The sequence below is a fragment of the Actinomadura sediminis genome (assembly GCF_042675525.1).
In the GTDB taxonomy this organism is placed as follows: Bacteria; Actinomycetota; Actinomycetes; order Streptosporangiales; family Streptosporangiaceae; genus Spirillospora; species Spirillospora sediminis.
Genome location: NZ_JBHTJA010000010.1, coordinates 60,988 through 83,305, shown reverse-complemented (window position 1 = coordinate 83,305; position 22,318 = coordinate 60,988). Strand labels below are relative to the sequence as shown.

Sequence of the window (22,318 nt, the reverse complement as noted above, 5' to 3'; positions counted from 1 at the left end):
TGTCCCTCAACCCGACCGGGGGTTCGTCACTGCGGGTCCGCGCCGCCGTTGACGTCCCGGCATCCCTGGCCGTACCCGGCCTAAGGGCATCATCGGCAAGGCGGAGCTTTTGTTGTGGGCCGCCCCGGTGCAGGCATGTCAGCCGCCCAGCTTCGCGACCAGCGAGCGCAGATGAGGCGTTGCGGCGTTCTCATGGCCGCGCTTTTGCCACGCTGCAATGTGTTCGCTGACCAGTTCGATGAGGCTCGCGCGCTCGTCGTCGCTGAGCTCGACCGTGGTCGTGGTGTCGGTCCGGCGATCGTAAGCGGTGAAGAGGATGTCTCCGACTGCCTGTTCGGCCACGGGAGGCTTGCGGTTGCGCTGGGCATGCCAATCGGCACTGTTGTTGACGACGCCCCAACCGTGCAGGGCTTCGTAGTTGGTGAGTTCGAGCCTCATGGGGCCGGTGCCTCTCGGTGCAAGGGTATGGCCACACCTTACGCACGCACCGTACGCAGGTGCGGCCACGTCGGCCGGCCGGCGACATGCCCACCACCGGCCGCGAACGGCTACCGATCCAGGCCCTGCGGGCCAGGCCGACGAACTCACAAAGCGATCGGCGCTTCTCGTCGCCTTGCCTCCTTCCACGGGCCGACGTCCCACGCCGATGGTTTGCCGCGGTGGCGCCCATGCCACCACCGCGGCGACGGAATGGTTGTGGCACCGATGTCCCTCGGCGGCCGCCGAAAACGCGCGTCGGCGGGCCGGGCCCACCGAGCGGCGGCCCGCGTACGCGCCGGATCTCGGCTGTGACGCGGCGGGCCGGACCCGCCCGAGGCCATCACCATCGGCGAGCAGCCGAGAAGCCATTTCGATCGCTCCGGGACAACGCCCGGTCGATCGGCGCGCTCGGGGTTTCCGCGTAGATGCGCCGACGGGCAGGGCCGCTTTCGCGGTCCTGCCCGTCGGCGGTCTGTTCTCGGTGCGCGTCGGCTAGAGCGCGCGGACCATGTCGGCCTGCATGCCCTTGGGGCCGCGGCTGGAGGTGTACTCCACCTGCTGGGCCTCTTCGAGGGTGCGGAAGCCGTCGCTGTCGATCACCGACTGATGGACGAAGATGTCGGCGGAGCCGTCATCGGGGGCGATGAACCCGAATCCCTTGTCGGGGTTGAACCACTTCACGGTTCCCTGAGTCATTTGGTGTCCTTCCTTTGGGCGACGGACCACGCGGCCGCGTGATCCGGGCTGCCGGCCGTACGCCCGTCTGGAGTGGCCCCCAAATGACGAAACGCCCGCTGCCGGAACTCCGTTGCCGGAACCCTGCGGGCGTTTCCACGTTCGCAAAACTCGACTACAACCATTGCTTCGCACCATACACGACGACCCGCGCCGCGCCCGCGCCCGCCGCGCCAAGGCCCGCAAGTCCGGGCACCGGTTCGCCGAGTCCCGGAGGCGATGACCGGGGTGCCCGCGCTCGTGCGCGACACCGGTCCCCCGGGCGGCGACTCGCGGCAGGACGACTTCGAGGCGGCCGACCGCAACGAGGACCGGGACGAGCGGGACGACACCACGAATCCGGTTTCTTCCGGACGGACGTCGGAGCCCGGCGGGTTCGGCCGGTCATCGCGACTGCTCGTCGCTCGTCCGGCAGGCGTACAAGAGGCCGGGTTCTCCCTGTCGCGCACGGTCTGGCGAGCAGGTTCACCAAGGACGCCCGGTCACGCACGGCCAGACGGACCCGGCGACGTGCTGTCCACTGCGGGCGCCCGTCCACGCGCCCCGCACCGGGACGTCACCGAGGTCGGGAGGGTCGCGGACCGGCACGGGAAGCCTGCCTCCGGCCGCCGGATCGGGGACTGAACCGGTGCGGACGGCGGGGACGAGCGCGGCGGGCGACCGCGCGTGCTCAGCGCGTGGCGGGCGACGCTGGGGCCTGACCCCCCGGTCGCGTAATCCACAGCCTGTGAACGATGCGGCGCGCCTTGCCCCATGGGGCGCCGGAAACGTGTACGGTCCCGTTAGGCCGCTGCGGACGCCCCCCAGGCGCCCCGCAAAAAGCCCCAGAAACCAGCGACGGCGGCTCGCCGGGCATCGGATGGGCCTCCGATGGCCAGCGACACGCCGCCGCTGCTGGCGAGATCGAACTGACTGGCAGGAAAGCTCGATCTCGGCTCGCCCCATCGGTCCCAACCAACCGAGGAGGCTGTCATGAGGGTACCTCCTACACGGAGCCCACGGACGGCAGACACGCCCGTTGAAGCCACGCGCCCGGAAACGGGCGGGCAGGCTCCGGGGTCGCACGCACCGTCCCCGCACGCTCTCCGTCCAGGCCGCCGTCCGGCGCGCCTGCCCGGCGGCACGCCCTCCGCCCCTGCGGAGGTGCCCCTGGAATAAACGAAAGCGCCCCAGAGGGGCGCTTCGCTTGATAAAACCAAACGGTCTTGGGCCTCTTCGCTCCGGATGACGGCCAATCCTCTGGACGAATCGACCCGAGACCGCAGTGCCGACACCTGACAGTGCCCGACGTGTGGACCTGATAAGAGCCCAGCGTCCTGTCAAGTGCCCGACGTATGGAGCCCGACAATAGCACGTAGTCGTCAGGTCGGCCTAGCACGCACCGGTACCGGAAGCGAACAGGCCGCCCTGCAGCCCCCTGTTTCCGCAGGTCTACCCGGTGATGAGCGGGTGACACGCGGATCGCTTTCCCGTGTCCCGGGCGCGGATGCCGCCGCGCGGGCGTGGGCGCGCATCACCGTGCCGTTCATCGCGCAGCGTCCGTTGATGCGCCGTTCCCCGGACGGCGGCCGGTCGTTCCCGCGATGCTCGCGTTCCGGTTACCGGTACGAGGTCGAGATCCAGGCGGGTTTGCCGAACCGGCCCACGACCGTCCCGACGGCCGATGCGGAGACCGCCAAGAGCCGCCTGCTGGTCCTGGACCTGGACGCCTCGCGCGTCCCGCCGGAGGGGGCGGCGGACCGTCCGGCGTACATCGCCGGCGCCGCGGCGCGGATCGCGGAGCTGATCGGTGAGTGCGGCGGGCGCTGCCTGGTCGATGTGAGCCCGTCGGGGGGGCGGCACGTGTACGTGCTGTGGGCGCAGCCGATCCGTTTCTTCGAGCTGACCGCTCTGGCGCGGGCGTTCGCGGTGCGGTTCCCCGTGGTGGACCCCTCGCCGATGGAGAGCCTGCACGGGCAGATCCGCGGGCCGGGCTCGCCGCACAAGAGCCTCGGCGGCCGGCTGACCGGCTTCATGGAGCTGACGTGCGGCGTGGAGGAGGCCGAGGCGATCTGCGCGCGGCCGTGCGGATCGCCGGTGTGGGACGCGCTGCTGGTCGAGCTGGCCGCCGAGCTCGACGTCGTCGCGTCCCGGGCGTCGGGCCCGGGCGGTGTGGCGGAGGCCCGGCACCCGGACGCGCCGGACGCCGCCCCGGGCGTCGAGCTCGACCTCGAGGGGCGGCCGTACCGGCTGCGGCTGGGGGGGCGCGGGGAGCTGCGCGACGACCTGGAGCGCACCGCGCGCACCGGGCGCTGGGACGCCGCCCGCTACCGGACCAGCTCGGAGGCGCGCCAGGCGATCCTCGCGAGCGCCGCGGCACGCGGGTGGCGGCTCCAGCACGTCCGTGAGCGCCTGTCCCGCGACTGGTCGGCCATCGCCGGCTGGTGGCGGGACGACGCACTCCTCGACACCGAGTGGGCGAAGGCCGTCGCCTTCACCACCGAACCCGGCCAGCGACCCTCTGCCCCTCCGAAAGTGGGGACAGCCGTCCAGAGGCGCAACACCAGTGAGCTCAACCTCACGCGGGGGGAGAGGGCAGCCTGGGGGGGTCCGGCGGCGCCGCGACCGCGAGCGAGCCTCGAGACAGAACGAGCCACCGATCTTTACGATGTAAGGCAGAAGGGCAATCCCTGGAACATCGACGTGCGGCCCGAACCGTGGACCCTGACGGCCTACCAGGAGATCCGCACCTGGCAGAACGCCATGCGCATCGTGGAGCGGCTCCTGGAGCTGGAGTGGGGGAACCGGGCCCTGACCTACCGGGCGATCCTGCGCGCGATCGGTGCGGCCGCGCAGATGACGGGACGCACCGAGATCGAGTTCGGCACGCGCCAGCTGGCGTACATGGCCGCGGTCGACCACACCACGGTCAGCCGTGCCCTGCACGACCTGAGCCGGGGCCCCTACGCCCTGATCGACCACGTCCGCGACGCCCAGGGCGTCCGAGCCGACCTCTACCAGCTCGTCATTCCCGACCCCATCCTCTCCCAGGCAGCCGGCCGGGCGTGGCGTCCCGGCCGCATCGAGGCGATCCACCCGGCCTTCCGCCCGCTGACGCGCGGCGCCGCGTTCGCCTACGAGGCGCTGACGTCCGCGGAGATCGCGGCCCCCGACCTCGCGGCGGCGGCGCTCCTCCCCCGCAGCACCGCCTACCAGGCCCTCGCCGAACTCGCCGCCCACGGACTCGCCGAACGCGGCCCCAACGGCGGCTGGCGGCGCGGCACCGCCGACCTCGACCAGATCGCGAAGCGGAACAAGGGCCGGGCGGACGCGGAGGCGCAACTGGCCGGCCACCGCGCCGACCGCGCCGAGTGGCACGCCTTCCTCGGCATCACCGCCCAGGGCCAGGCACGACCTCTCTCCTCCGCTCGATGGCCCGTCCCGCCGCCGGTCCCCCGCCCCCTCACCGAGCGAGACCTCGCCCCGCCCCCCGACGTCGAGACCGTCTTGGCCGAACTCGCCTCGAGCCGGGCAACGCCCACGTGGTCCCAGCTCCCTGCCGACGTCCGCGCCACGATCCGGATCGATCAGATCGTCCTGGCCGCCGACCAGCAGACCCCCGCTGAACAGGCCGAGAACGAGAGAGAACTCATCGCCCTGCGCCTGGCGGACGAAGCCGCCCGCGGCCGGTTAGGCACCCGGGAGGCCAGCGAGCCGACAGAGAGCACGGCCACGGCCGTCCGGGAGGAGCGCCGACTCGGCGGACGGCCGGACGCCGCTCGACGCGGCCGTCCCCGGCCGCCCGGCGAGGGCCCGGCAGCCGAGGGGGAACCCAGAGACGCCGCGACCGAAGACAGCGCGGCGCCCCTGGAGGCGGACGTCCCCCGAAGTCGCGGCGGCTGACCCGCTCAGCGCATATCCGCGCCTTCATTGTTCGGTGCAGGGCTCGGTGGCCGCACCTCCCGGTGGCTACTCATGGTGGTTCATTGATTACGCTGTGCTTTGAGGGTGTGTAGGTGAGAGCGTGCGGTCGTCTCTGGCGACGGTGGCGCACAAGGAGGCGGGGATGCGGCCGGATTCGTCGTTGTGCGTCGGGGCGGTGGTACCGCGGACCGGGAGGCTGGCGCGGCTGGGCGATCCGCTGTCGTTCGTGATCGACATGCTGGCGCCCCGCCTGACCGAGGTCCGCAACACCCGCCGCCACCCGCTGCGGTTCGCGACCCGGGACAGCCGCTCCGACCCCGTCCACGCCGCCCAGGCCGTGAGGGAACTGGTCGAACACGACCGGGCCGACGTGGTGATCACGATGGCCGGCACCAAGGTGCTGCCCGCGGTGGCCGGCGCCTGCGAGGCACTCGGCGTGCCGTGCGTCTCGACCACCTTCCCCTGGCAGGCGTATGTGTACTCGCGTGCCGACGACATCGATCACCGGTTCGACTGGACGTACCATTTCGCCTGGGGACTGGACGACATCGCCGCCGTGTTCGCCGACATCTGGGAACGGCTCGACGACACGCCGGCGGTCGGCTGCCTATGGAACGACGACCTGCAGGGGCGGCTGCTGCGTCACGACCGCCACGGATTCGCCCCGGCCGCGGCCCGCCGCGGGCACACCCTGACCGACCCCGGTGGCTACCGGGAGCCCGCCGCCGACTTCACCCCCCACATCCGGCACCTGCGCCGTCACGGCGCGACCGTCGTCACCAGCGCCGCGACCGCCGCCGACCTGGCACTCTTCCACCGCCAGGCCCGCGAAGCGGGGTACCTGCCACGCCTCATCACGTGCTCGCGCTGGCTGACCTACCCCCATATCGACCCGCATGACGGTCCCGCCCGGGGAAGGCACGAGCTCGCCGACGCCCGCGTGGCCACGCTGGTGTACTGGACGCCCTCGCACCCCCACCGGTCGTCCCTCGACGGCTCCACCGCCGACGAGCTGGCCGCCGCCTACCAGCAGGGCACGGGAAAACCGTGGCTGCAGCCGCTCGGGCTGGCCCACGCCCTCGTCGAGGTCGCCCACCACGCCCTCACCCACGCCGACGACCCCGCCGACCGCCGCGCCGTCGCCCGGGCGATCGGCCGGACGCGCCTGGACACCATCGCCGGACCCCTGGACTGGACGTCGGGTCCCACACCCAACATCGCCCTCATCCCCCTGGTCGGCGGCCAATGGCACCCCACCCGCGACGGGCACCGACTCGCCGTCGTCACCAACAGCGCCGCACCGGACGTCCCCGTCACCGCGGACGTGGCACCGACAAGCTGACACCGGCGCCCCCGGACACGCACGGAGCGATCACGGGCGACGAGCGTCCAGCCGCGACCGCCGGTCGGCGCACCGTGCAGCCGGGCGGAATCGGCACGCCGCCGCGCGTCCCCAAGCCCACAAGGTGAAAGGCGTACGGAAGGCCCGGCGGGGCCGCCTGCTCCTGTCGTAGACGGCCCGGCGGGATCAGCTCGGCGCGTCCTGGGTCAGATGTTGTTGAGGCAGCGGTTCTGCAGAACCTTCTGGGGGTCGATGACGTCGTTCCACGGCACGTCGGGCTTCCACATCTCCAGGTCCCAGGTCTCCCCGCCGAGGTGCCCCTTGATCGGGATGTCGTAGGCGTACAGCGCATGGCACCAGAGCTGCTTGGCGATCGTGTTCACCTGGGTCTGCGTCATGTCGACCGGGTAGGGCGTCCCGGTCCAGACCTGCTGCCAGAGCTCGTCGAAGTCGCTGTCCGCGTCCTCGAAGCCGGCGTCGGTCGGCGACACGTGGACCGACCGCTTGCCGGTGGCGAAGTTCTTGTAGACCTCGGTCCGGTCGATCCACGTCGTGTTCGGGTAGCCGGTGTAGCCCACGCATTCGGACGCGCAGGTCTCGTAGGAATCCGACCGTCCCGGGCTCCAGACGATCCGCTGGCCCTTCTCGAAGAGCTGGCCGACGCCCGAACCGTTCGGGGACCCGCCGACGTTCGGCATCGACATCTCGTCGGAGACCGGGTAGCCGAACCCGCCGCCCTCCCAGCCGTACTGCCCCCAGAGTTCGCCGATCCGGCCCAGCACTGCGTGAGCGCCGTTGGTCTTGGTCGGGTGCCAGTAGAAGGTCCCGCCCTCGAACTGCTGCCGTCGGCCCTGGCCGTCGGGGTTGACCAGCTCGTCATCGGCGGGGAAACCCAGCTTCCCCGCCTCCCAGCCGGACGCGGCCCACTTGTCGCGGATCGCGCCCCAGACGGGATGCGCGCCCGTCTGGGGACTCCAGTAGATCGAGCCGCCCTGGAAGTGGGTGAAGTACCCGCGGCCGTTCGGTGTGGCGCGCTCCTCGGTCGTGGGGCAGCCCAGCGGCGAGTTGACGCCGCCCATGCTCTGGTACTTCGCCAGGATCTCGCCTTTGACCACGTGCCCGCAGATCGTCTCGTCGGCGGCGGCCGGAGCCGCCTGAACGATGAGACCCGTGAGCGCCCCGGCCAGGAGCAAGGCGACCTTGGGCTTTCTCAGCATGCGCGCTCTCCCTGAAGTCAAATAGACACTGCCGTTTTTTTGTTTGGACGGTATCAGGTTCGCCCTCGGATTGGTCCCGCCGAGACGAGGTAGAAGGGGTGCGGCACTGGCGACCTCGCGTCATCAGTGACGTCTATTCGCGGCTGGTGTGCCGCTGACTGGTACGGCGGCGTCGGGGAAGGCAGGGAGCAGGCCGGGCAGCGGTTGTAGTCCGCGGTCTCCCGGCGGCCGTGTTCGCAGTCCTCGCGGTGCTCCTGGTGCTCGCGCATCTCCCGCTCGATGGCGGCGTCGATCGCGTTCCCGTGGGCGAGTTCGGCGCAGTAGCAGCCGCCGCAGGTCGTGCAGGTCTCGCACCCGCCGCACAGCGCGCGCAGGTGATGGCCGCATGCGGCGGCGGCCGCCAGTTCTGGCCCATCCAGACGACCGAACGGAACTGGCGGTGATCGATGACCTGTGCGACAGCGCGGGGCGGCCCCGCGAAGCGAGCTCATCGCCGCCGCTGTCGAGGCCGTCCCGTTGCCGCGATCACGTCGACGACCCTGAGAGCAGGGGCCCTTCGTTCTCGGTTCGCGGACTGTGTGGCAGTGAGCGCACTTGGCCATTGCCGAGATGAGCGCGGCGATACTCGCCGGGCGTCATGCCGAAGGCAGTGCGGAAGACGCGGGTGAAGTGGGCGCGGTCGGTGAATCCCCAGCAGGCGGCGATGGCAGACACAGGGCGCCCGGCCAGGCGGGGATCGGACAGATCGCGGCGACAGCGCTGCAAACGTTGTTGCCGGATCCACGTGGCCACGGTCGCTTCCTCAGATTCGAAGAGTTTGTGCAGGTAGCGGACCGAGATGCGATGGGCAGCGGCAATGCTGTTCGGGCTAAGGGCGGGGTCAGGGAGATGCTGGTCGATGAAGTGATAGACCTGCGGCAGGAGCGCCTGTAGCCGGGTAGGAGGCGAAATAGCAGCGTCCAGATGGTGGGCGAGGGCGGCGGTGATCAGGTCGATGGTGGTTCGAGTCAGAGCCAGCCGGTCGGTGCTGGTGTAGGTGTCGGCTTGGCGCAGGACCTGCCGCAAATGGCTCAGCAGCACTGCGCCCAATCCGGCGCCCGCATCCAACGGGGTCGCCACCAGGTCGTCGACGGCGCTGGTGGGCAGCCGGAGGGCGGTGCGGGGGAAGTCGACCACCAGCATCCGGAGGCTCCCGGTCGGGCTCTCTTGCCACCCCTTCCAGGGCTGAGAGGTGTTCAAAATGATGAACTGTCTCGCCTCGAAGACCGATTGACGGTCTGCGACGGCGATGCCGCCTCCTCCACGGAGCATGAACATGAGCTGGTAGTGCTCGGGATCGTGGGACCGAATCAACTTGGCGGTGCGGGCTGCCCGCAGAGGCGCGAACGTCATATCCGAGATCACCGCCTCCTCCAAACCCACGGTGCGCAGCGAGGCACGGAAGTCGGCCTCGTGCGCACTATGGACGTAGCTGGGCGTATGGGCTTTCTGCGCCAAGTCATACCAATGTGAAAAGCCATCGGCTGGCGCCAGGCCATCAGTGGTGAATCGAAGCGTCGTCATGTTCAGTCCCGGGTGTGGGAGCGTGGACTCATCGGCCATCGTCCATGCACCGCAGCGTCTGCACTAGATCGCTGACCGGAACTCGCCGTCCTCGGCTCTTGGGCTCGGCAGGGCCACTGAGGCCGCTCGGCGCGGGTACTCCAGAAGCTTCGCCACTGTTGAGTGCGGCCACCAGCAGGGGGATGACTGGCTCACTTAGAGCTGCCATGGGTTCAGCCCACCCCCGTACGGCAACTCCCCTGCCGATCCTCCGCGAGTCTGCGGCTGGCCCGCTCTAGCTCCCGTTCCGGCGTCGGCGGCCCCGAGCTTTTCTTGCCCAGTTGGGCTCCCGGACCCTGAGTGCACAGATGTCCCCCCAGAGTGCACTCTCAGTCATCACACCCTGTAATGATCGGGCGAATAATCCTCACCTAAGAGCCAACGCCGTTCCACAAGAGCGGCCACATAGGAGGAGAGAATGAAGCGAATGCAATTGCGGCGAGCCCTTGCCTGGGCGGCTGTCCTTTCAGCCTCCGCCGGGGGCGCTGTGGGCCTCGCGGCTCTGCCGGCTTCCGCAAGCACGGCCGCGCCGTCCGCTGCCGGGCCGTACACGTGCTACTCAGACATAACCGGGTTCGGCGCGTACTCCGCCTGCACCCCGGGCACGTATGGCGTGGAGCACCGCGTGCACCTCGTGTGCGCAGATGGACGAAGAGACACCGGGAGTTGGGTGGGCGCAACGAGCCGCTCCTACGCCTACTGCGACTGGAACAGCGGCTCTGACTACGCGTGGGTCGAGCAGCGAGTACAAGGCAGATAGCATCCCTGCCCGTTGATGCCCGGCCGGGGTCGGCTCGGCCTGCCGAACCCGACCGGTTCCCGTGCACCGGGACTGAGCCCGAGAACCGGCCACCGGCGACGGTTGACCGCAAAGCCAAGCCGCGTGATGTCCGCCGCGTTGGTCATCGGCTGCTCCAGCCGCGGGGGCCGAGCGTGGGGCCGTCCTGCATAGCGCTGCGCTTCGCAGGCCCGCCACGCCTCGCGGGTGCTGCTGGTGGAGCGTCGTCGGGGCCGGTGGGCCGGTCGGCCACGGGCGGTTTCAGGTCGCGGTGGGCCAGGGTGACCGGCACGCCGCCGGCGGCGAGCGTCTCGGCGGGGGGCTGAGCGCCCACGGTGGCGGTCACCGTGGCCGTCCGCCAGCCCACCCGACGGCCACGGTGACCGGCCCGGCCGAGAGACCCGCCAGGTAGGCCAGCACGGCGACGGCGGTGGCCTCACCAGCACCGGAATGCCCGGGCGGCCAGCACCACCGCGCGCACCGGCTCATTGTCGGCGGTCAGGTGCCGCAGCTTGGGAGAGACGTGCGGGTCCCGGAAATGTGTGCGCAGGTCGACGATGATGTGCGCTTCGGGTGCGGGGGTGCAGATAGCCGAACGTGGTGATGTGCACTTTCTACCGCTCGGGGCCAGGGGTGTGCATGGTCATCACCGCGCGTCCTCGGTGAACAGGACCTGCAGGGCATCGCCGAGCCCCCGGTAGGCGTCGGTGTACTCGCGGGGGCGGGGTCGTAGCGGAAGGAGGCGTACACGTCCGCGCCGCAGCCGCCGCGTTCAACGGGATTTCGCCGCGCGCCGACGTCGCGAGGTCGAGGCGACGGAACGTCGCGCGGGCGCGGCGATAGACGGCGGCGTGCCGGTCGGCCAGCTCCGCCACGGCGAGCGCGGCGCGGGCGAGCCGCCGGGCCGCGTCCGCGACGCCGTCTCGCACCCGGCCGCGTCTCTCAGCGCGGTCTTGGTGTCGATCGCGTCGGTCTCGCACATGGCCAGCACCGTCTCTCCCACTTCCACGCGTCGTCGACGAGCGGGCAACTCGCTCGCTTCCTCGAACTTCTACGCTCCACAGGCGCCACTGCCGAAACCACGCTGGAGGAACTCCACCTGCTCGCGACGAGTCGATCCTGGACGGGTGGGCCTTACCGTCCCGAGAACCTGCCGGCGCCTTCACCTCGGACCGGGCTGACCCTGCCCGCGCCCGTGGTCCGGGGCGCGCTCGACATGCTCGCCACCGTCGCCGACAACGACGGTGACGTCCGCGGCCCGCCGTTCTCGGTGGAGGATGTCCGGGCCGCACTGCAGAAGGCCGTGATGGAGGAGGGCGGCTTCCCGGAAGTCGGCTAGCCGCGGCGTGAGGAGCAGTGGACGGAATCCGGGGCTGCCGATAACGGAACGGGAAGTCACGCTGGGGACATCCGGTCGGGCGCCCAATGGGTATCGCTGGCCAGGGCGTTCCTCATTCGAATGGACCGGTGACACCCCTTGGCCAGGCCGCGTGTACGCCTTCCCTGAGCACGCTGTCGGCCTGGCATACGCGGCACTGAACAATCCCGAACCGACGAACACGCAACCGACCCCGGCCAAGCTCGGCCTCAAGGACGCGCCACGGCTTCCGGCGCCCCCGGGGGGAGGCCTTCAGCGGAGGGCGCCTTCGCACCGACTCCCGACCAGAGGAGCGCGACGGCGGCTCAGGCCAGCGTCTGGACCTACGAGTACAACTCGATCGACGGCCAGTACGTGCCCAACAGCGGCTACCCCTGCCAGGAAGTCGGATACATCTTCCCCACATGGCCCATCGACGCCATCTACGCGATTGCGACCGGCGCTTCTGGCTCCGGGAGAACGCGAACAACGGCGGGTGGGCGTTCTGTATACCGGGGAACATCTACGGGAGCGCGACATACAGGTACCCCGGCCTCCTGGCTGTCGCCACGGTTTGGCCTTGTCTCTGACTTCGAAGGGGCCTGCAGGAAGCGCTGACCAGCGAATGAAGCGTCGAGTCCCTCGGGAAGGCCATCAGTGACGTCTGCAGGCGAGATACTGTCAACAGTTCTCGGCCAGGTTCGCGACTTCGCCCGCGCGTGGGCAAGTCATCATGGTGAGCCTTCACCGAGGGACATCCGGGTGGTGTCCACCAGGCACCGCGCCGCAGCAAAAGCCATCTGGGGCGACGCGGTCGATGCCCTGGAGCACCAGATATACCTGATCACCATCAAGGGGAGTTTCACCATTCCTGGGGGGCCGTCAGGAGAATGGGGCAACGTTCTTTGCTAGAGAGCAGCAACTGAGTCGGCGCCCACCGAACGTTTCCCTGACTCTCCGTCCGGTGGAGGCGATACCAGATTTCCGGCTGGACGATTTGGGCTGCGCCTACACCATCGATTAGCGCACCGCTGGCACCATGCCGGGCATGACATGCCGCCGGCGTTGACGGCTAGGGGCGGTGTGCTCCTGCAATTCGAGGTCGCCGGCGGGCCCCCGTCCGGTGGTCAATCGCGGGCGGCGCGGATCCGTTCGGCGACCTCGGCGCGCAGCTCGGGGTCGTCCGCGGCGGTGTGCAGCAGGACCCGCCACATCACCGAGTGCGGCAGCGTGGGGACGCCGGTGGCGTCGGCGAGTTCGTCCACCAGGCGGCGCATGGCGCGGTAGTCCGCGGGCTCCAGGTCGACGGTGATCCGCACGCGCCTGGCACGCTCGGCGGCGGCTCCCGCGTCAGGCGGGGTAGTGGACGGCGGGCGCGCGGGCCCCAGGTTCGGTAGCGGCAGCGGGATGCGCATGCCGTTCACTGAACCACCGCACGAGCCCGGTCTGGTGTACCGCCGCGCTGGTCAGCGAGGTTATCGCGAGCTAGAACAGAGATCACGGCGTATAGATGTCCCTCGATCTCGTGTGGGATTGCATCCGGCTTGGCTCCGCCTGAGCGGCTGTGAGCCAACTACACCACCCTTCACTGCTCTGGACCTGGCCCGGCGAGCGGGGCACCTGGTGCCGATGTGCCTGGGCATCCTGTGTGGCCTGGCCATGGCCGCCCTGGTGCTGGGTGGTGCTTGGGCCCGGCGCGCTGCGGGTCCTCGAGCACGCCGACAAGGTGAGGTCCGACCTGCGCAGCGCGACTTGCGGAACTGCGCGTGTCTCGCCGGAGACCTGGCTTCCGGTGGGGGCGGTCCCGCAACCTACGGACAGGGTTTGCCAGTCGCGACGTTATCCCCTGCACGGCCCGCCCGGACCGGCGCAGACCCACGGGGTGCCGCTGGTGTCGCTGCGGGAGCCTGTACGCGTACGCGGTCGGACCTTCCGGGTGCGCTGCCGCCACTGAGCGACCGTGCGAACCCGCCTCCGTTGCCCGCTCCGACCTCGAACGGGCCGACCGGGCTTCTGGCAGCATGAGCCGAATGACGGTGCCCCCCGACCCCCCGCGAGTTCCGTACTGGTGCGACCCGCACCCCGCCGACACCGACCTGCTCCCCCGCGACGGCCGCAGGCACCTCGGCGTCCTCGAGGCCGTGGTGCGGCGCCAGTGGAACCCCGCCGACGGGCCGCCGCCCGCCGAAGTCATCACGGCCATCGACCGGCTCGCGTCCCTGCCGGGGCCGATCGCCACCCAGATCGCCGAAGTGCTCGGCGGCGGGCTGTGGGTGGGCGTCGGAAACGTTCCCGGGCTCGATCACTTCGGGCACCTCGCCGGACGCCCGGTGCGGCCCGGCTCGTCCGCGCGATGGGACGACGTGCCCGGCGTCACCGACTGGGAGTCGCGCACCATGGCGGTCGGCACCGGCCCGCACGTCTCGGCGTCCCTCGTCGACCACGAGATCGGGCACGTCATCGAACGCCGCCGCCGCGCGGCCGAATCGCCCGAGTGGGAAACGATCATGTTCCGGTGCCGTCCGCTGCTGCAGATCGACCGCTGGCTGGACCCCCTGGAGTGGTGGGCCGAAGGCTGGGCCCTGGTGATCACCGGGCAGCTCCCCCGCCTGATCCGGATCCTCGGCGGCCATGAACCCGTCGCCGAAATCGTCGCCAGGTACTATGTGAGGCACTTCGGGTTGGAGGTGTGATGGCCGAGGCCATGTTGAAGGACGGCAAGCTGCTGCTGCCGCACGACGCCGGCTGCGGCGCCTCCGAGATCACCCCGGACGACCCCCGCTACGACGAACTGCGCGCCGACGCCGTCGTGGAGGACGACCTCGACGGCACCCCCGAGGAGAACGCGGCCGTCGCCGCGCGGTGGCGCCGCAAGTGGGCCCTGGAGGACCGTCGCAGCGCATGACCTCGCGCAGAGCGACGAGTGTGCTACCTTGTGAAGTGCGGACCCGCCCCACACAAGTGGATCAGCGGGTCTAGCTTCTTTTCCGGGCCCGGACGCCGCAGGATCAGCAGCGCACCGGGCCGCCGTTGACATCGGCGCACCTGAGATACCTGTCGTACCACTCCCAGGCGTAGCTCTTGCCGGGGTGCCGCAGCAGCGCCTGATAGGACGTCCACGCGACGAGGTCGGCCATCTGAACGAGCTGCGACCGGTGCGAGTGCTGGAACAGCGGGTCCTCGATGATGCTGCGGTGCGCGAGCTTCATGCCCCGGTGCGCGCTGTAGTAGCCGTGCGCGGTGCCGTCGCCGTCCATGAAGATCATGCCCAGCTCGTCGGCCGAGCCCAGCCGCGTGTCGAGGTGATCGACCAGCCGTGCGTAGAGGTCGTCGCGTTCCCGCGCGTACGCGGGCCCGGTCGCGCCGGTCACCCGGTAGACGGTCCCCACCCGCACCCCCGACATGGCCCCGATCGTCTCCAGAGCGAGCTCCACGACCCGTCGCCGGTCACGCTTGGAGGCGTTGACGGCCGGATCGGTGGACGGCTCCCCGCGGCCGCCCGCGAGCTTGGTCGCGTGCAGTTCGACGGCCGGCGGGATCCGGTAGTCGGCGTACATCCGTTTGCGCAGGTCCAGCCAGCAGCGCAGCCCCGACTTCCAGCGGTGCACGGCGAGTTCGACCCAGGAGTAGACGACGTACCCCGTGGCGTGCGCACCGGAGTCGTCGACGTAGAACATGCGCACGACGGACGGCGCGGCCGCGGACACGTTCGTCGATGTGGTCATCAGGCGCTCAGCTCATCGTCGCGGTGGCCTGGGAGAACGGGACCAGAACAGCAACCGGCCCCGCAGGAGGGTACTGCGTGGCACGGCAAAGTTCACGGAAGCGTGCGGCCCGGCTCGCATGTCACCCGAACCGCCGCACCGCCCACATGGCCACGACCGCGTCGAGCAGGCTCTTTGTCGCCTCCTCACCACGTCTGCCCGGCCTGGAGCGCCGCGTTTCCACGGCCAGAGCCGACCGTGCCGCACGTCCGTCCTGCCATTCCTATGGCGCCTCTGCCTCCGGCCTGAGCCAGTTCCGCACCCAGCTCGGGGACCGCCAGTGAGGAACGGGCCGGATTCGGGTGGTGGTCAGGGTTTCGAGCGGTGGCGATGCCACAGCAGCGCCGCGGCGGCGATGGACGCAGCTCCGAGGTTGGCGGCGGCGATGATGCCGAAGGCCGGTGTGAGGCCCGACCCCCACATGGCGTCGGCGCCGAAGATCAGCAGTCCGATCGCCCCGTTCACGCCGAAGACCAAGGCGAAGCCTGGGACTATGCCCAGTCGGCGTGAGGCCAACGGATGCGAGAGCAGACGGTCGTCCAGTCGTTTCAGCGTACGGAACGGACGCATGAGCCGGCCTTCATGTCGGGGGTGACGCCGCTATACCCCATAGGTCCCGCAGCACACCGAACGTGCGTGTGCGGCGGCCGTGGCGGTCGCCGCGCTGAATGGGTGTGGTCTGGCAGACGGGAGACGCATGCGGCCGGTCAAGCATGCCCCCGATGGCCGTGCCAGGTCGCCGCCGTCGTGGCCGGGGGTGCGTCGGACGTGTCCAGCGCCCGGACGCGACGACGCGTTCGGGCCGCGGCGGCGCAGGCGGGCGGGCCGGAGTCATGTCCGGCCCGCCCGCGGTGTCAGTTCTCGCGGAGACCGGCGAAGAACGCGCGGATGTCGGCGGTGACGTCGTTCGGGACCTCCATCGACGCGAAGTGGCCGCCCTTCGGGAACTCGCTCCAGTGCACGATGTTGGTGTTGTCGCGTGCGGCGAGGGACCGGATCGTCTGGAAGTCGTCGGCGAAGACCGCGACGCCCGTCGGGGCGGTGTTGAGGGCGGGTTCGGCTTCGGCGCGGGCCTGCTCGTAGTAGTACCGGCTCGCCGTGGCCTGGGTGTTGGTGAACCAGTAGAGGGACACCTGGAGCAGGATCTGGTCGATCGTCACGAGGCTGGTGCCGTTGCCGAAGGAGTTGAGCAGCTCGCTGTAGGCGAGCTGCCCTACGGGCGAGTCCGCCATCGCCGCAGCGATCGTCTGGGGCCGGGAGGCGTTCATCGTGTTGTAGCCGCCGACCGACTGGAACCACTGCATGTGCTCCAGCGCCGCGTACTCCTTCGGGCCGAACCCCTCGAACTCGGCCGGGTCGCCGGAGGGGAAGGAGAACAACTGCAGGACGTGCATCCCGAGGAAACCGGGCGGGTTCATCAGACCCAGCTCGCGGCAGAGCAGCGCGCCCATGTCGCTGCCGTGCGCGCCGTAGGAGTCGTAGCCGAGGCGGCGCATCAGGGTGTCGAAGACGCGGGCGACCTTCGCATGCGTCCAGCCGTCGCCGTTCAGCGGGGTGCTGAAGCCGAAGCCGGGGATCGACGGGACGACCACCGAGAACGCGTCCTCGGCCCGGCCGCCGTGGGCGACGGGGTCGGTGAGCGGGCCGATCATGTCGAGGAAGTCGGCGAACGAACCGGGATAGGTGTGCAGCAGGAGCAGCGGCGTCGCGTCCGCCTCCGGCGACGGCACGTGGACGAAGTGGACGGTCTGGCCGTCGATCTCCGTCAGGTGGTGCGGGAACGCGTTCAGCCGGGCCTCGGCCGACCGCCAGTCGAACGAGGTGCGCCAGTACTCGACGGTCTCGCGCAGGTAGCCGTTCGGCGTGCCGAGCGTCCAGTCGTCGGCCGCCGCGGGCCGGGGCAGGCGGGTGCGGGCGAGCCGCGCGTCGAGGTCGTCGAGCTCGGCCTGCTCGATCGCGACGGTGAAGGGACGGATCTCGGGGCGGTGCTGCGTCTTCGTCATGCCCCTCACGGTAGGAGGCATATAGGTTCACTTGCTTCCTAATTGTTCGCGATACTGAAGGAATGTTGGAAACGTCCGCGCGCCTGCTGGCGCTGCTCTCGTTGTTCCAGTCCCGGCCCGACTGGACCGGCAGGGAACTCGCCGAACGCCTCGGCGTGACCGGCCGCACCGTCCGCAGCGACATCGGACGGCTTCGCGAGCTCGGCTACCCGGTCGACGCCACGCGGGGCGCGGCGGGCTCCTACCGGCTCGGCGCGGGGACGAAACTGCCGCCGCTGCTGCTCGACGACGAAGAGGCCGTCGCCGTCGCGATCGGGCTGCGCGCGGGCACCGGCGTCGGCGGGATCGCCGACAGCAGCGCCCGCGCCCTGGCGAAGCTGGAGCAGGTGCTCCCCCACCGGCTGCGCCGCCAGGTCGCCGCCCTGCACGAGGCCACGTCCCGGGCGCCGGAGAACCTCGACACCGACGCCGCCGACCCCGAGGCCGACGCCGCGCTCCTCACCGCGATCGCCTCGGCCATCCGCGACCACGTGCAACTCCGCTTCGACTACGCCTCCGCCGCCGACCCCGCCGGAGGCGAGCCCCCCTCGGCGACGGCCGCGGCCGCGGGCCGCAGGCTGGTGGAGCCCTACCACCTCGTGAGCTGGCGCCGGCGCTGGTACCTCGTGGCCCGGGACCCGGCCTCGGGCGACTGGTCGGCCTTCCGCGCCGACCTCATGACGCTCCGCACGCCCGGCGGCCCGGCCTTCACCCCCACCCCGCTGCCGGGCGGCGACTACACCTCGTTCGTCCTGCGGGACGTGGCGGCGACGGGCTGGAAGGTCCACGCCCGCGTCACCGTCCACGCCCCGGCCGAGCAGGTCCTGGCCCGGATCAACGCGACGGTCGGCGTCGTCGAGTCCGTGGCCGCGGACCGCTGCGTCCTGATCACCGGCGCCGACAGCCTGGAGACCATCGCCGCCTACCTCGGCATGCTCGGCCTCGACTTCGAGGTCGTCTCCCCGCCCGAACTGCGCGCCCACGTCGCGGCCCTCGGCCACCGCTACCTCCGCGCGGCCGGTCCCTGAACCCCGCGCCCCGAGTTGGCGGAGGACCCGATCGGCCGGCCTATCGGGTCGTCCACACCGCCCGCGAAGCGAGAGGCCGAACCCTCGGGGCCGCGCGCACCCCGGAATCCCGAACCCGGCTACGCGGCCAGGGAGGCCCCGGTCCTGGCGGAGGTCTACCGGAGGATGGTCGAGCTCGCGGCGTCCGGGCACGACGTCGTCCTGGACCACGGCCTGTGGCGCCGGGCCGACCGCGGCGCCGTCAAGGCGATGATCCGGGCCGCCGGGGCCCGGTGACGGCTGGTCCATTTCGACGTCGACCGCACGGAACTGGCGCGACGCCTGGCCGAACGGAACCGCCGCGCCGACGCCCTCACCGTCACCGAGTCCGCTCTGGACGACTTCATCGCCCGCTTCGAGCCCCCCGCGCGGTGAAGGCGAGGAACCCCCGCCGCCGGACGAGCGCGGTGCCTACCTCGCGGGCCGGCCTCTCCACTGAACGGCCTGGGGCGACACCACCGCCGCGAGTCACCGGTTCCAGTGCTGCCGAAGGAGTAGCGCGGTGCGGACGTCCAGGGAGACGGCGTGCGCGTCGGTCGCCGGCTGCTGGCTCGTTGCGTGAGCGGCTTGAGAGAAGTCGCTGCATCGTGCGCGACCAGCGGCGATGGGGCTCGGCCGGTCGCCCGGGTCGGTGTTCCTTGGATGTGCCGGGCTTGGGCGGGCGCTCCGGTCGGTTGCCTCCCTTCTGTGGCTTCAACATCATGTTGAAGCCACAGAAGGGAGGCGGCGCCGATGGCCGCGCGTAATCCGATGGCTCCACCGCCGACGTCGGTCCAGGTCCAGCAGAAGGTGGACGAGGTGCACGCCCGGCGCCTGGCGGCGGGCGACGATGACCTGCACCTCTGGTCGGACACCACGGCGGACGTGATCGTCTATGCGGTCCGGAACCGGCGTGTGCCCCGCGAGGTCGGCGTCGCGGACGCCCGCGCCGCCCTGCTGTTGATCAGGGATCAGCGCGCTCAGCTCGATGCGCTCGAGCTCGAGGCACTGGAGATCTGCCGGGAGGATCCCGCCCACCGGGTGCCGTGGAGCGCCCTCGCCGAGGACATGGGGCTGTCCACCCCGCAGGCGGCCGACCAACGGCGGGACCGGCTCCGGCGGGCGGTGGCCGCCCGGAGCCACCGGGCCGCCGCCGGGCCCGAGGACGCCGAACGAGCGTGGACGCTCCAGAACGGCGCCCGGATCAGGTCGGCGGCGGCGGCGCTGGTGCGGGCCGCGGCCGACGTCATGGCCGTGGGCGACGCGGAGGCCGCCGATGTGATGGAGGACCTGGATTCCTGTCTGGACGACTACCGTGCCAGCCATCTTCAGCACGCTGCCCTGCTGCACTACTTCGGCGCGCTCGCCGACGCTCTTGGCGAGCGGTCCGCCACGATCCCGGCCGTGCGCACGGCCGCCGAGCTCCGTCGCGAGTACCTCGCCGCGACCGCCTGACCGGGCGGTGTGTTCGGGACGCCTCGCGGCTCCGAGTGTTTACCGCGGTAAACACTCGGAGCCGCGGCGACCGTCTCCGAAGGCGTGCCGGATGCTCGCGGGGACGAGTCGGATATTTCGCGTATGAGGCGAGCGGACTTCTGGAGCGGATCGCCTTTGAGAGTGCGGAGTCGAGTGTTTACCGCGGTAAACACTCGCGGCTCACGGACCGTCTGCGCAGGTTCTGCCATGATGTTGGGCGTCCGAAGTACCGTTACGGGAAGCACACGGAGCACCATGCAATCGAGTGTTCTCGTCGTGTCCACAGACCCGCAGGGCTCTGCGGTCTGGTGGGCCGACCGAGTGGACGACGACGCACTACCGTTCGACTTCGCCCAGTCGCACGACGACATCGCGGGCATCGCGAACCTCACCAAGCTCGGGGCGAAGATCCACGTCATCGCCAACCAGAAGGGCGGGGTGGGCAAGACCACCACGGCGATGAACCTGGCCGCGGTCACGCACAGCGCCCTGGGAACCCACACGGGCGACTACGTCCACGTCTTCATCGACACCCCCGGCAGCCTGGAGAACGAGCACATCCTGTCGGCGTGCCTGGACGTCGCCGACGACGTCGTCGTGCCGATGCCGCCGGAGCCCCTCGCGTTCGACGCGACCGCGCGCACCATCCAGAAGGTCATCGCGCCGCGGGGTCTCCCCTACCGCGTGCTCGTCAACGCCTGGGACCCGCGCGACGGACAGGCCGACCTCACCGACACCATCTCCTACATCGACGCCCAGGGGTGGCCGCGCGCGAACGCGGTGATCCGCCGGTACAAGGTGCACACCCGCGCGTCGGTCGAGGGGCAGGTCGTGACCCAGTACCCCAAGAACCGGGTCGCGATGGAGGCTCGGGAGGACTTCTTCCGTCTCGCGCTGGAACTCGGCTACGGCGGGAGGAGCTGATGGGGCGCCGCACCAGCCTCGCTTCGCTGGCCAACGCGAAGGTCGAAGAGGTCCCGGGGCTCAGCGTCGCCACCCTCGTCCGGCTCCGGACGGCGCAGATCGCCGCGACCCCGCTGAACCCGCGGAACAGCTTCGGCAGCGTGGAGGAGCTCGCCGACCTCGGTGAGAGCATCCGGGTCAAGCAGCTGCAGCCCGTGGTGGTGGTGAGCAGGAACGCGTACCTGAAGCTGTGGCCCGAGCACGCGGAGCGGATCGGCGACGCGAGCCACGTCCTGGTCAACGGCGAACGCCGTTACCGGGCCGCCCTGCAGGCGGACGTGGAGCGCCTGGACGCAGTGCACAGGGAGGAGCTCGCCGATTCGCGGGCGGCCTTCCTGGACGCGCTCCTCAGGGAGAACCTGGACCGCAAGAACTTCGACCCCATCGAGGAGGCGAACGCGGTCGAGGCGATGGTCGCCGAGCTGGGGAGCGCGACGGCCGCCGCCGAGCAGTTCCGCCGCCACAAGACCTGGGTGTCGCAGCGGCGGGCGCTGCTCAAGCTGCGTCCGGAACTCCAGGCGAAGGTCCGGAGCGGGGACCTGCCGGTCCGCATAGCGCGGTCCATCGCGGCACTCCCCCACGACGAGCAGGAGGACGCCTGGCTGACGGCGCGCCGGCAGGAGGACGAACGCAGGAGGGAGGCGGCCGCGGCCCGGCGAAGCGACAGGGAAGTCGCGTCCGCCGCCCCCGCGCCCGGCTCCGGCGACACTCCCCCGCCGGTTCCGACGCCGAGGCCCGCGGAGGAGGAGGACGTCGATGCGCCTCCCCCGCCGCGGCCGGCCGGTCGCCCGGCGGGCACGAGGCCGCGCGCCTCGGGCGCCGGTGAGGACGGACGCGCGCAGCGGATGCCCTGGGACTCGCTCGAGTCGCTGGCGGAGCTGATCCGCCGGAACGTGCCGTCGGCCGAGATCCCGACGCTGGTGTCGCTGCTCCAGGAGTCCTGAACGTCCGCATGACCGGAGGCCGGGTGTTTACCGCGGTAAACACCCGGCCTCCGTGCGTGGCGCTTCTCCGGCGGGCGCACGGGTCAGCGGGCGAAGCCGGACAGCAGGCCTCGAGCGACCACTTCTCGCAGGCGGGGCGCCGTGCGGTCCTGGTCGGAGAGGACGGGATCCCGCCCGCGCCAGTCCAGGCCGAGTTCCGGATCCAGGGGATCGATGCGGATCGTCGCGCCGGGGTCGTAGGGGCTGGAGGACAGGTACACCACCGTGGCCTCCTCGGTCAGGCACGCGAACCCGTGGGCGAGTCCCTCGGCCATGTAGACCGCGTGCCTGCTGTGCTCGTCGAGCAGCGTCGAGACGTGGCGGCCGAAGGTGGGGGACCCCGGCCGGACATCGACGACGATGTCGGTGACCGCGCCGCTCACGCAGGTGACATAGCGGGCCTGCCCGGGCGGCGAGACCGCGTGGAGCCCGCGTATCGTGCCGCGCCTCGAGACCGAGCAGTTGACCTGGGCGACCGGCATCCGGTGGCCGATCGCCTCGGTGACGTCCGCTTGCGTGAAGATCTCCAGGAACCGCCCTCGGGCGTCGGTCAGCACCCGGGGCTCGAACAGGTGGACCCCCTCTATTTCCGTGGGGTGGATCTGCATGGGCCTCCCTCACGCCGTCCGC

At 70.8% G+C, this 22,318-nt stretch carries 20 protein-coding genes; 11 read left to right on the top strand and 9 right to left on the bottom strand.

Translation table 11 applies throughout. The features are described 5' to 3' along the window. Positions 1-138 precede the first annotated feature (138 nt). Both ACFQ11_RS08270 and ACFQ11_RS08265 read right to left on the bottom strand, forming a co-directional pair. Positions 139-438, bottom strand: coding sequence for a hypothetical protein (locus ACFQ11_RS08270; RefSeq protein WP_378297369.1), 300 nt, complete (start codon positions 436-438; stop codon positions 139-141). 534 nt (positions 439-972) lie between these two features. Continuing rightward, positions 973-1,176, bottom strand: a complete 204-nt coding sequence (locus tag ACFQ11_RS08265) for a cold-shock protein (RefSeq protein WP_378297368.1) — start codon at positions 1,174-1,176, stop codon at positions 973-975. A 1,584-nt stretch (positions 1,177-2,760) separates the two neighbouring features. Between ACFQ11_RS08265 and ACFQ11_RS08260 the strand changes: the two genes are divergently transcribed. Beyond that, the gene (locus ACFQ11_RS08260) at positions 2,761-5,097 is read left to right on the top strand and encodes a hypothetical protein (RefSeq protein ID WP_378297367.1); all 2,337 of its coding nucleotides are present in this window, start codon (positions 2,761-2,763) and stop codon (positions 5,095-5,097) included. 121 nt (positions 5,098-5,218) lie between these two features. Continuing rightward, positions 5,219-6,460: an ABC transporter substrate-binding protein gene (locus tag ACFQ11_RS08255; RefSeq protein ID WP_378297365.1), complete on the top strand. Its 1,242-nt coding sequence runs from the start codon at positions 5,219-5,221 to the stop codon at positions 6,458-6,460. A gap of 206 nt (positions 6,461-6,666) precedes the next feature. On the opposite strand, the gene ACFQ11_RS08250 is transcribed toward ACFQ11_RS08255, so the two are convergent. Continuing rightward, on the bottom strand, positions 6,667-7,677 hold the full coding sequence (locus tag ACFQ11_RS08250) for a DUF2599 domain-containing protein (protein WP_378297364.1): 1,011 nt from the start codon (positions 7,675-7,677) through the stop codon (positions 6,667-6,669). A 248-nt stretch (positions 7,678-7,925) separates the two neighbouring features. Between ACFQ11_RS08250 and ACFQ11_RS08245 the strand changes: the two genes are divergently transcribed. Continuing rightward, the gene (locus ACFQ11_RS08245; protein WP_378297363.1) at positions 7,926-8,120 is read left to right on the top strand and encodes a hypothetical protein; all 195 of its coding nucleotides are present in this window, start codon (positions 7,926-7,928) and stop codon (positions 8,118-8,120) included. A gap of 82 nt (positions 8,121-8,202) precedes the next feature. Here the strand turns inward: ACFQ11_RS08245 and ACFQ11_RS08240 are convergent, their stop codons facing one another. Next, positions 8,203-9,240: a helix-turn-helix domain-containing protein gene (locus ACFQ11_RS08240; protein WP_378297362.1), complete on the bottom strand. Its 1,038-nt coding sequence runs from the start codon at positions 9,238-9,240 to the stop codon at positions 8,203-8,205. Positions 9,241-11,252: 2,012 nt separating this feature from the next. Between ACFQ11_RS08240 and ACFQ11_RS08235 the strand changes: the two genes are divergently transcribed. After that, positions 11,253-11,396 (top strand): hypothetical protein, encoded by a 144-nt coding sequence (locus tag ACFQ11_RS08235; RefSeq protein WP_378297361.1) that lies wholly within the window; start codon positions 11,253-11,255, stop codon positions 11,394-11,396. Positions 11,397-12,541: 1,145 nt separating this feature from the next. Here ACFQ11_RS08235 and ACFQ11_RS08230 read toward each other — a convergent pair. Next, on the bottom strand, positions 12,542-12,733 hold the full coding sequence (locus ACFQ11_RS08230) for a hypothetical protein (protein WP_378297360.1): 192 nt from the start codon (positions 12,731-12,733) through the stop codon (positions 12,542-12,544). Positions 12,734-13,444: 711 nt separating this feature from the next. On the opposite strand from ACFQ11_RS08230, the gene ACFQ11_RS08225 reads away from it, so the two are divergent. Together ACFQ11_RS08225 and ACFQ11_RS08220 are read left to right on the top strand one after the other, a co-directional pair. Continuing rightward, on the top strand, positions 13,445-14,107 hold the full coding sequence (locus ACFQ11_RS08225) for a hypothetical protein (protein ID WP_378297359.1): 663 nt from the start codon (positions 13,445-13,447) through the stop codon (positions 14,105-14,107). Beyond that, positions 14,107-14,319: a hypothetical protein gene (locus ACFQ11_RS08220; RefSeq protein ID WP_378297358.1), complete on the top strand. Its 213-nt coding sequence runs from the start codon at positions 14,107-14,109 to the stop codon at positions 14,317-14,319. Before ACFQ11_RS08225 ends, ACFQ11_RS08220 begins: the two co-directional genes overlap by 1 nt. Before the next feature lie 103 nt (positions 14,320-14,422). On the opposite strand, the gene ACFQ11_RS08215 is transcribed toward ACFQ11_RS08220, so the two are convergent. From ACFQ11_RS08215 to ACFQ11_RS08205, 3 genes are all read right to left on the bottom strand, one after another. Next, on the bottom strand, positions 14,423-15,139 hold the full coding sequence (locus ACFQ11_RS08215) for a DUF3800 domain-containing protein (protein ID WP_378297357.1): 717 nt from the start codon (positions 15,137-15,139) through the stop codon (positions 14,423-14,425). Positions 15,140-15,487: 348 nt separating this feature from the next. Continuing rightward, positions 15,488-15,748, bottom strand: a complete 261-nt coding sequence (locus ACFQ11_RS08210) for a hypothetical protein (protein ID WP_378297356.1) — start codon at positions 15,746-15,748, stop codon at positions 15,488-15,490. A 284-nt stretch (positions 15,749-16,032) separates the two neighbouring features. Beyond that, on the bottom strand, positions 16,033-17,181 hold the full coding sequence (locus tag ACFQ11_RS08205) for an epoxide hydrolase family protein (protein WP_378297355.1): 1,149 nt from the start codon (positions 17,179-17,181) through the stop codon (positions 16,033-16,035). Between the two features lie 62 nt (positions 17,182-17,243). Here ACFQ11_RS08205 and ACFQ11_RS08200 point away from each other — a divergent pair, with 62 nt between their 5' ends. The 5 genes from ACFQ11_RS08200 (at position 17,244) to ACFQ11_RS08180 (ending at position 21,649) form a co-directional block, all read left to right on the top strand. Further along, positions 17,244-18,248 carry a helix-turn-helix transcriptional regulator gene (locus ACFQ11_RS08200; RefSeq protein ID WP_378297354.1) on the top strand — a complete coding sequence of 335 codons (1,005 nt, stop codon included), beginning with the start codon at positions 17,244-17,246 and terminating at the stop codon, positions 18,246-18,248. Positions 18,249-18,527: 279 nt separating this feature from the next. Further along, positions 18,528-18,662, top strand: coding sequence for an AAA family ATPase (locus ACFQ11_RS08195; RefSeq protein WP_378297437.1), 135 nt, complete (start codon positions 18,528-18,530; stop codon positions 18,660-18,662). A 375-nt stretch (positions 18,663-19,037) separates the two neighbouring features. Beyond that, positions 19,038-19,721: a hypothetical protein gene (locus ACFQ11_RS08190; protein ID WP_378297353.1), complete on the top strand. Its 684-nt coding sequence runs from the start codon at positions 19,038-19,040 to the stop codon at positions 19,719-19,721. A gap of 276 nt (positions 19,722-19,997) precedes the next feature. After that, the gene (locus ACFQ11_RS08185; protein WP_378297352.1) at positions 19,998-20,666 is read left to right on the top strand and encodes a ParA family protein; all 669 of its coding nucleotides are present in this window, start codon (positions 19,998-20,000) and stop codon (positions 20,664-20,666) included. After that, a complete protein-coding gene (locus ACFQ11_RS08180; protein ID WP_378297350.1) occupies positions 20,666-21,649 on the top strand; it encodes a ParB/RepB/Spo0J family partition protein in 984 nt (327 codons plus the stop codon). Before ACFQ11_RS08185 ends, ACFQ11_RS08180 begins: the two co-directional genes overlap by 1 nt. 83 nt (positions 21,650-21,732) lie before the next feature. Here ACFQ11_RS08180 and ACFQ11_RS08175 read toward each other — a convergent pair whose 3' ends face one another. Further along, a complete protein-coding gene (locus ACFQ11_RS08175; RefSeq protein ID WP_378297349.1) occupies positions 21,733-22,296 on the bottom strand; it encodes a dTDP-4-dehydrorhamnose 3,5-epimerase family protein in 564 nt (187 codons plus the stop codon). Between the last annotated feature and the right edge of the window lie 22 nt (positions 22,297-22,318).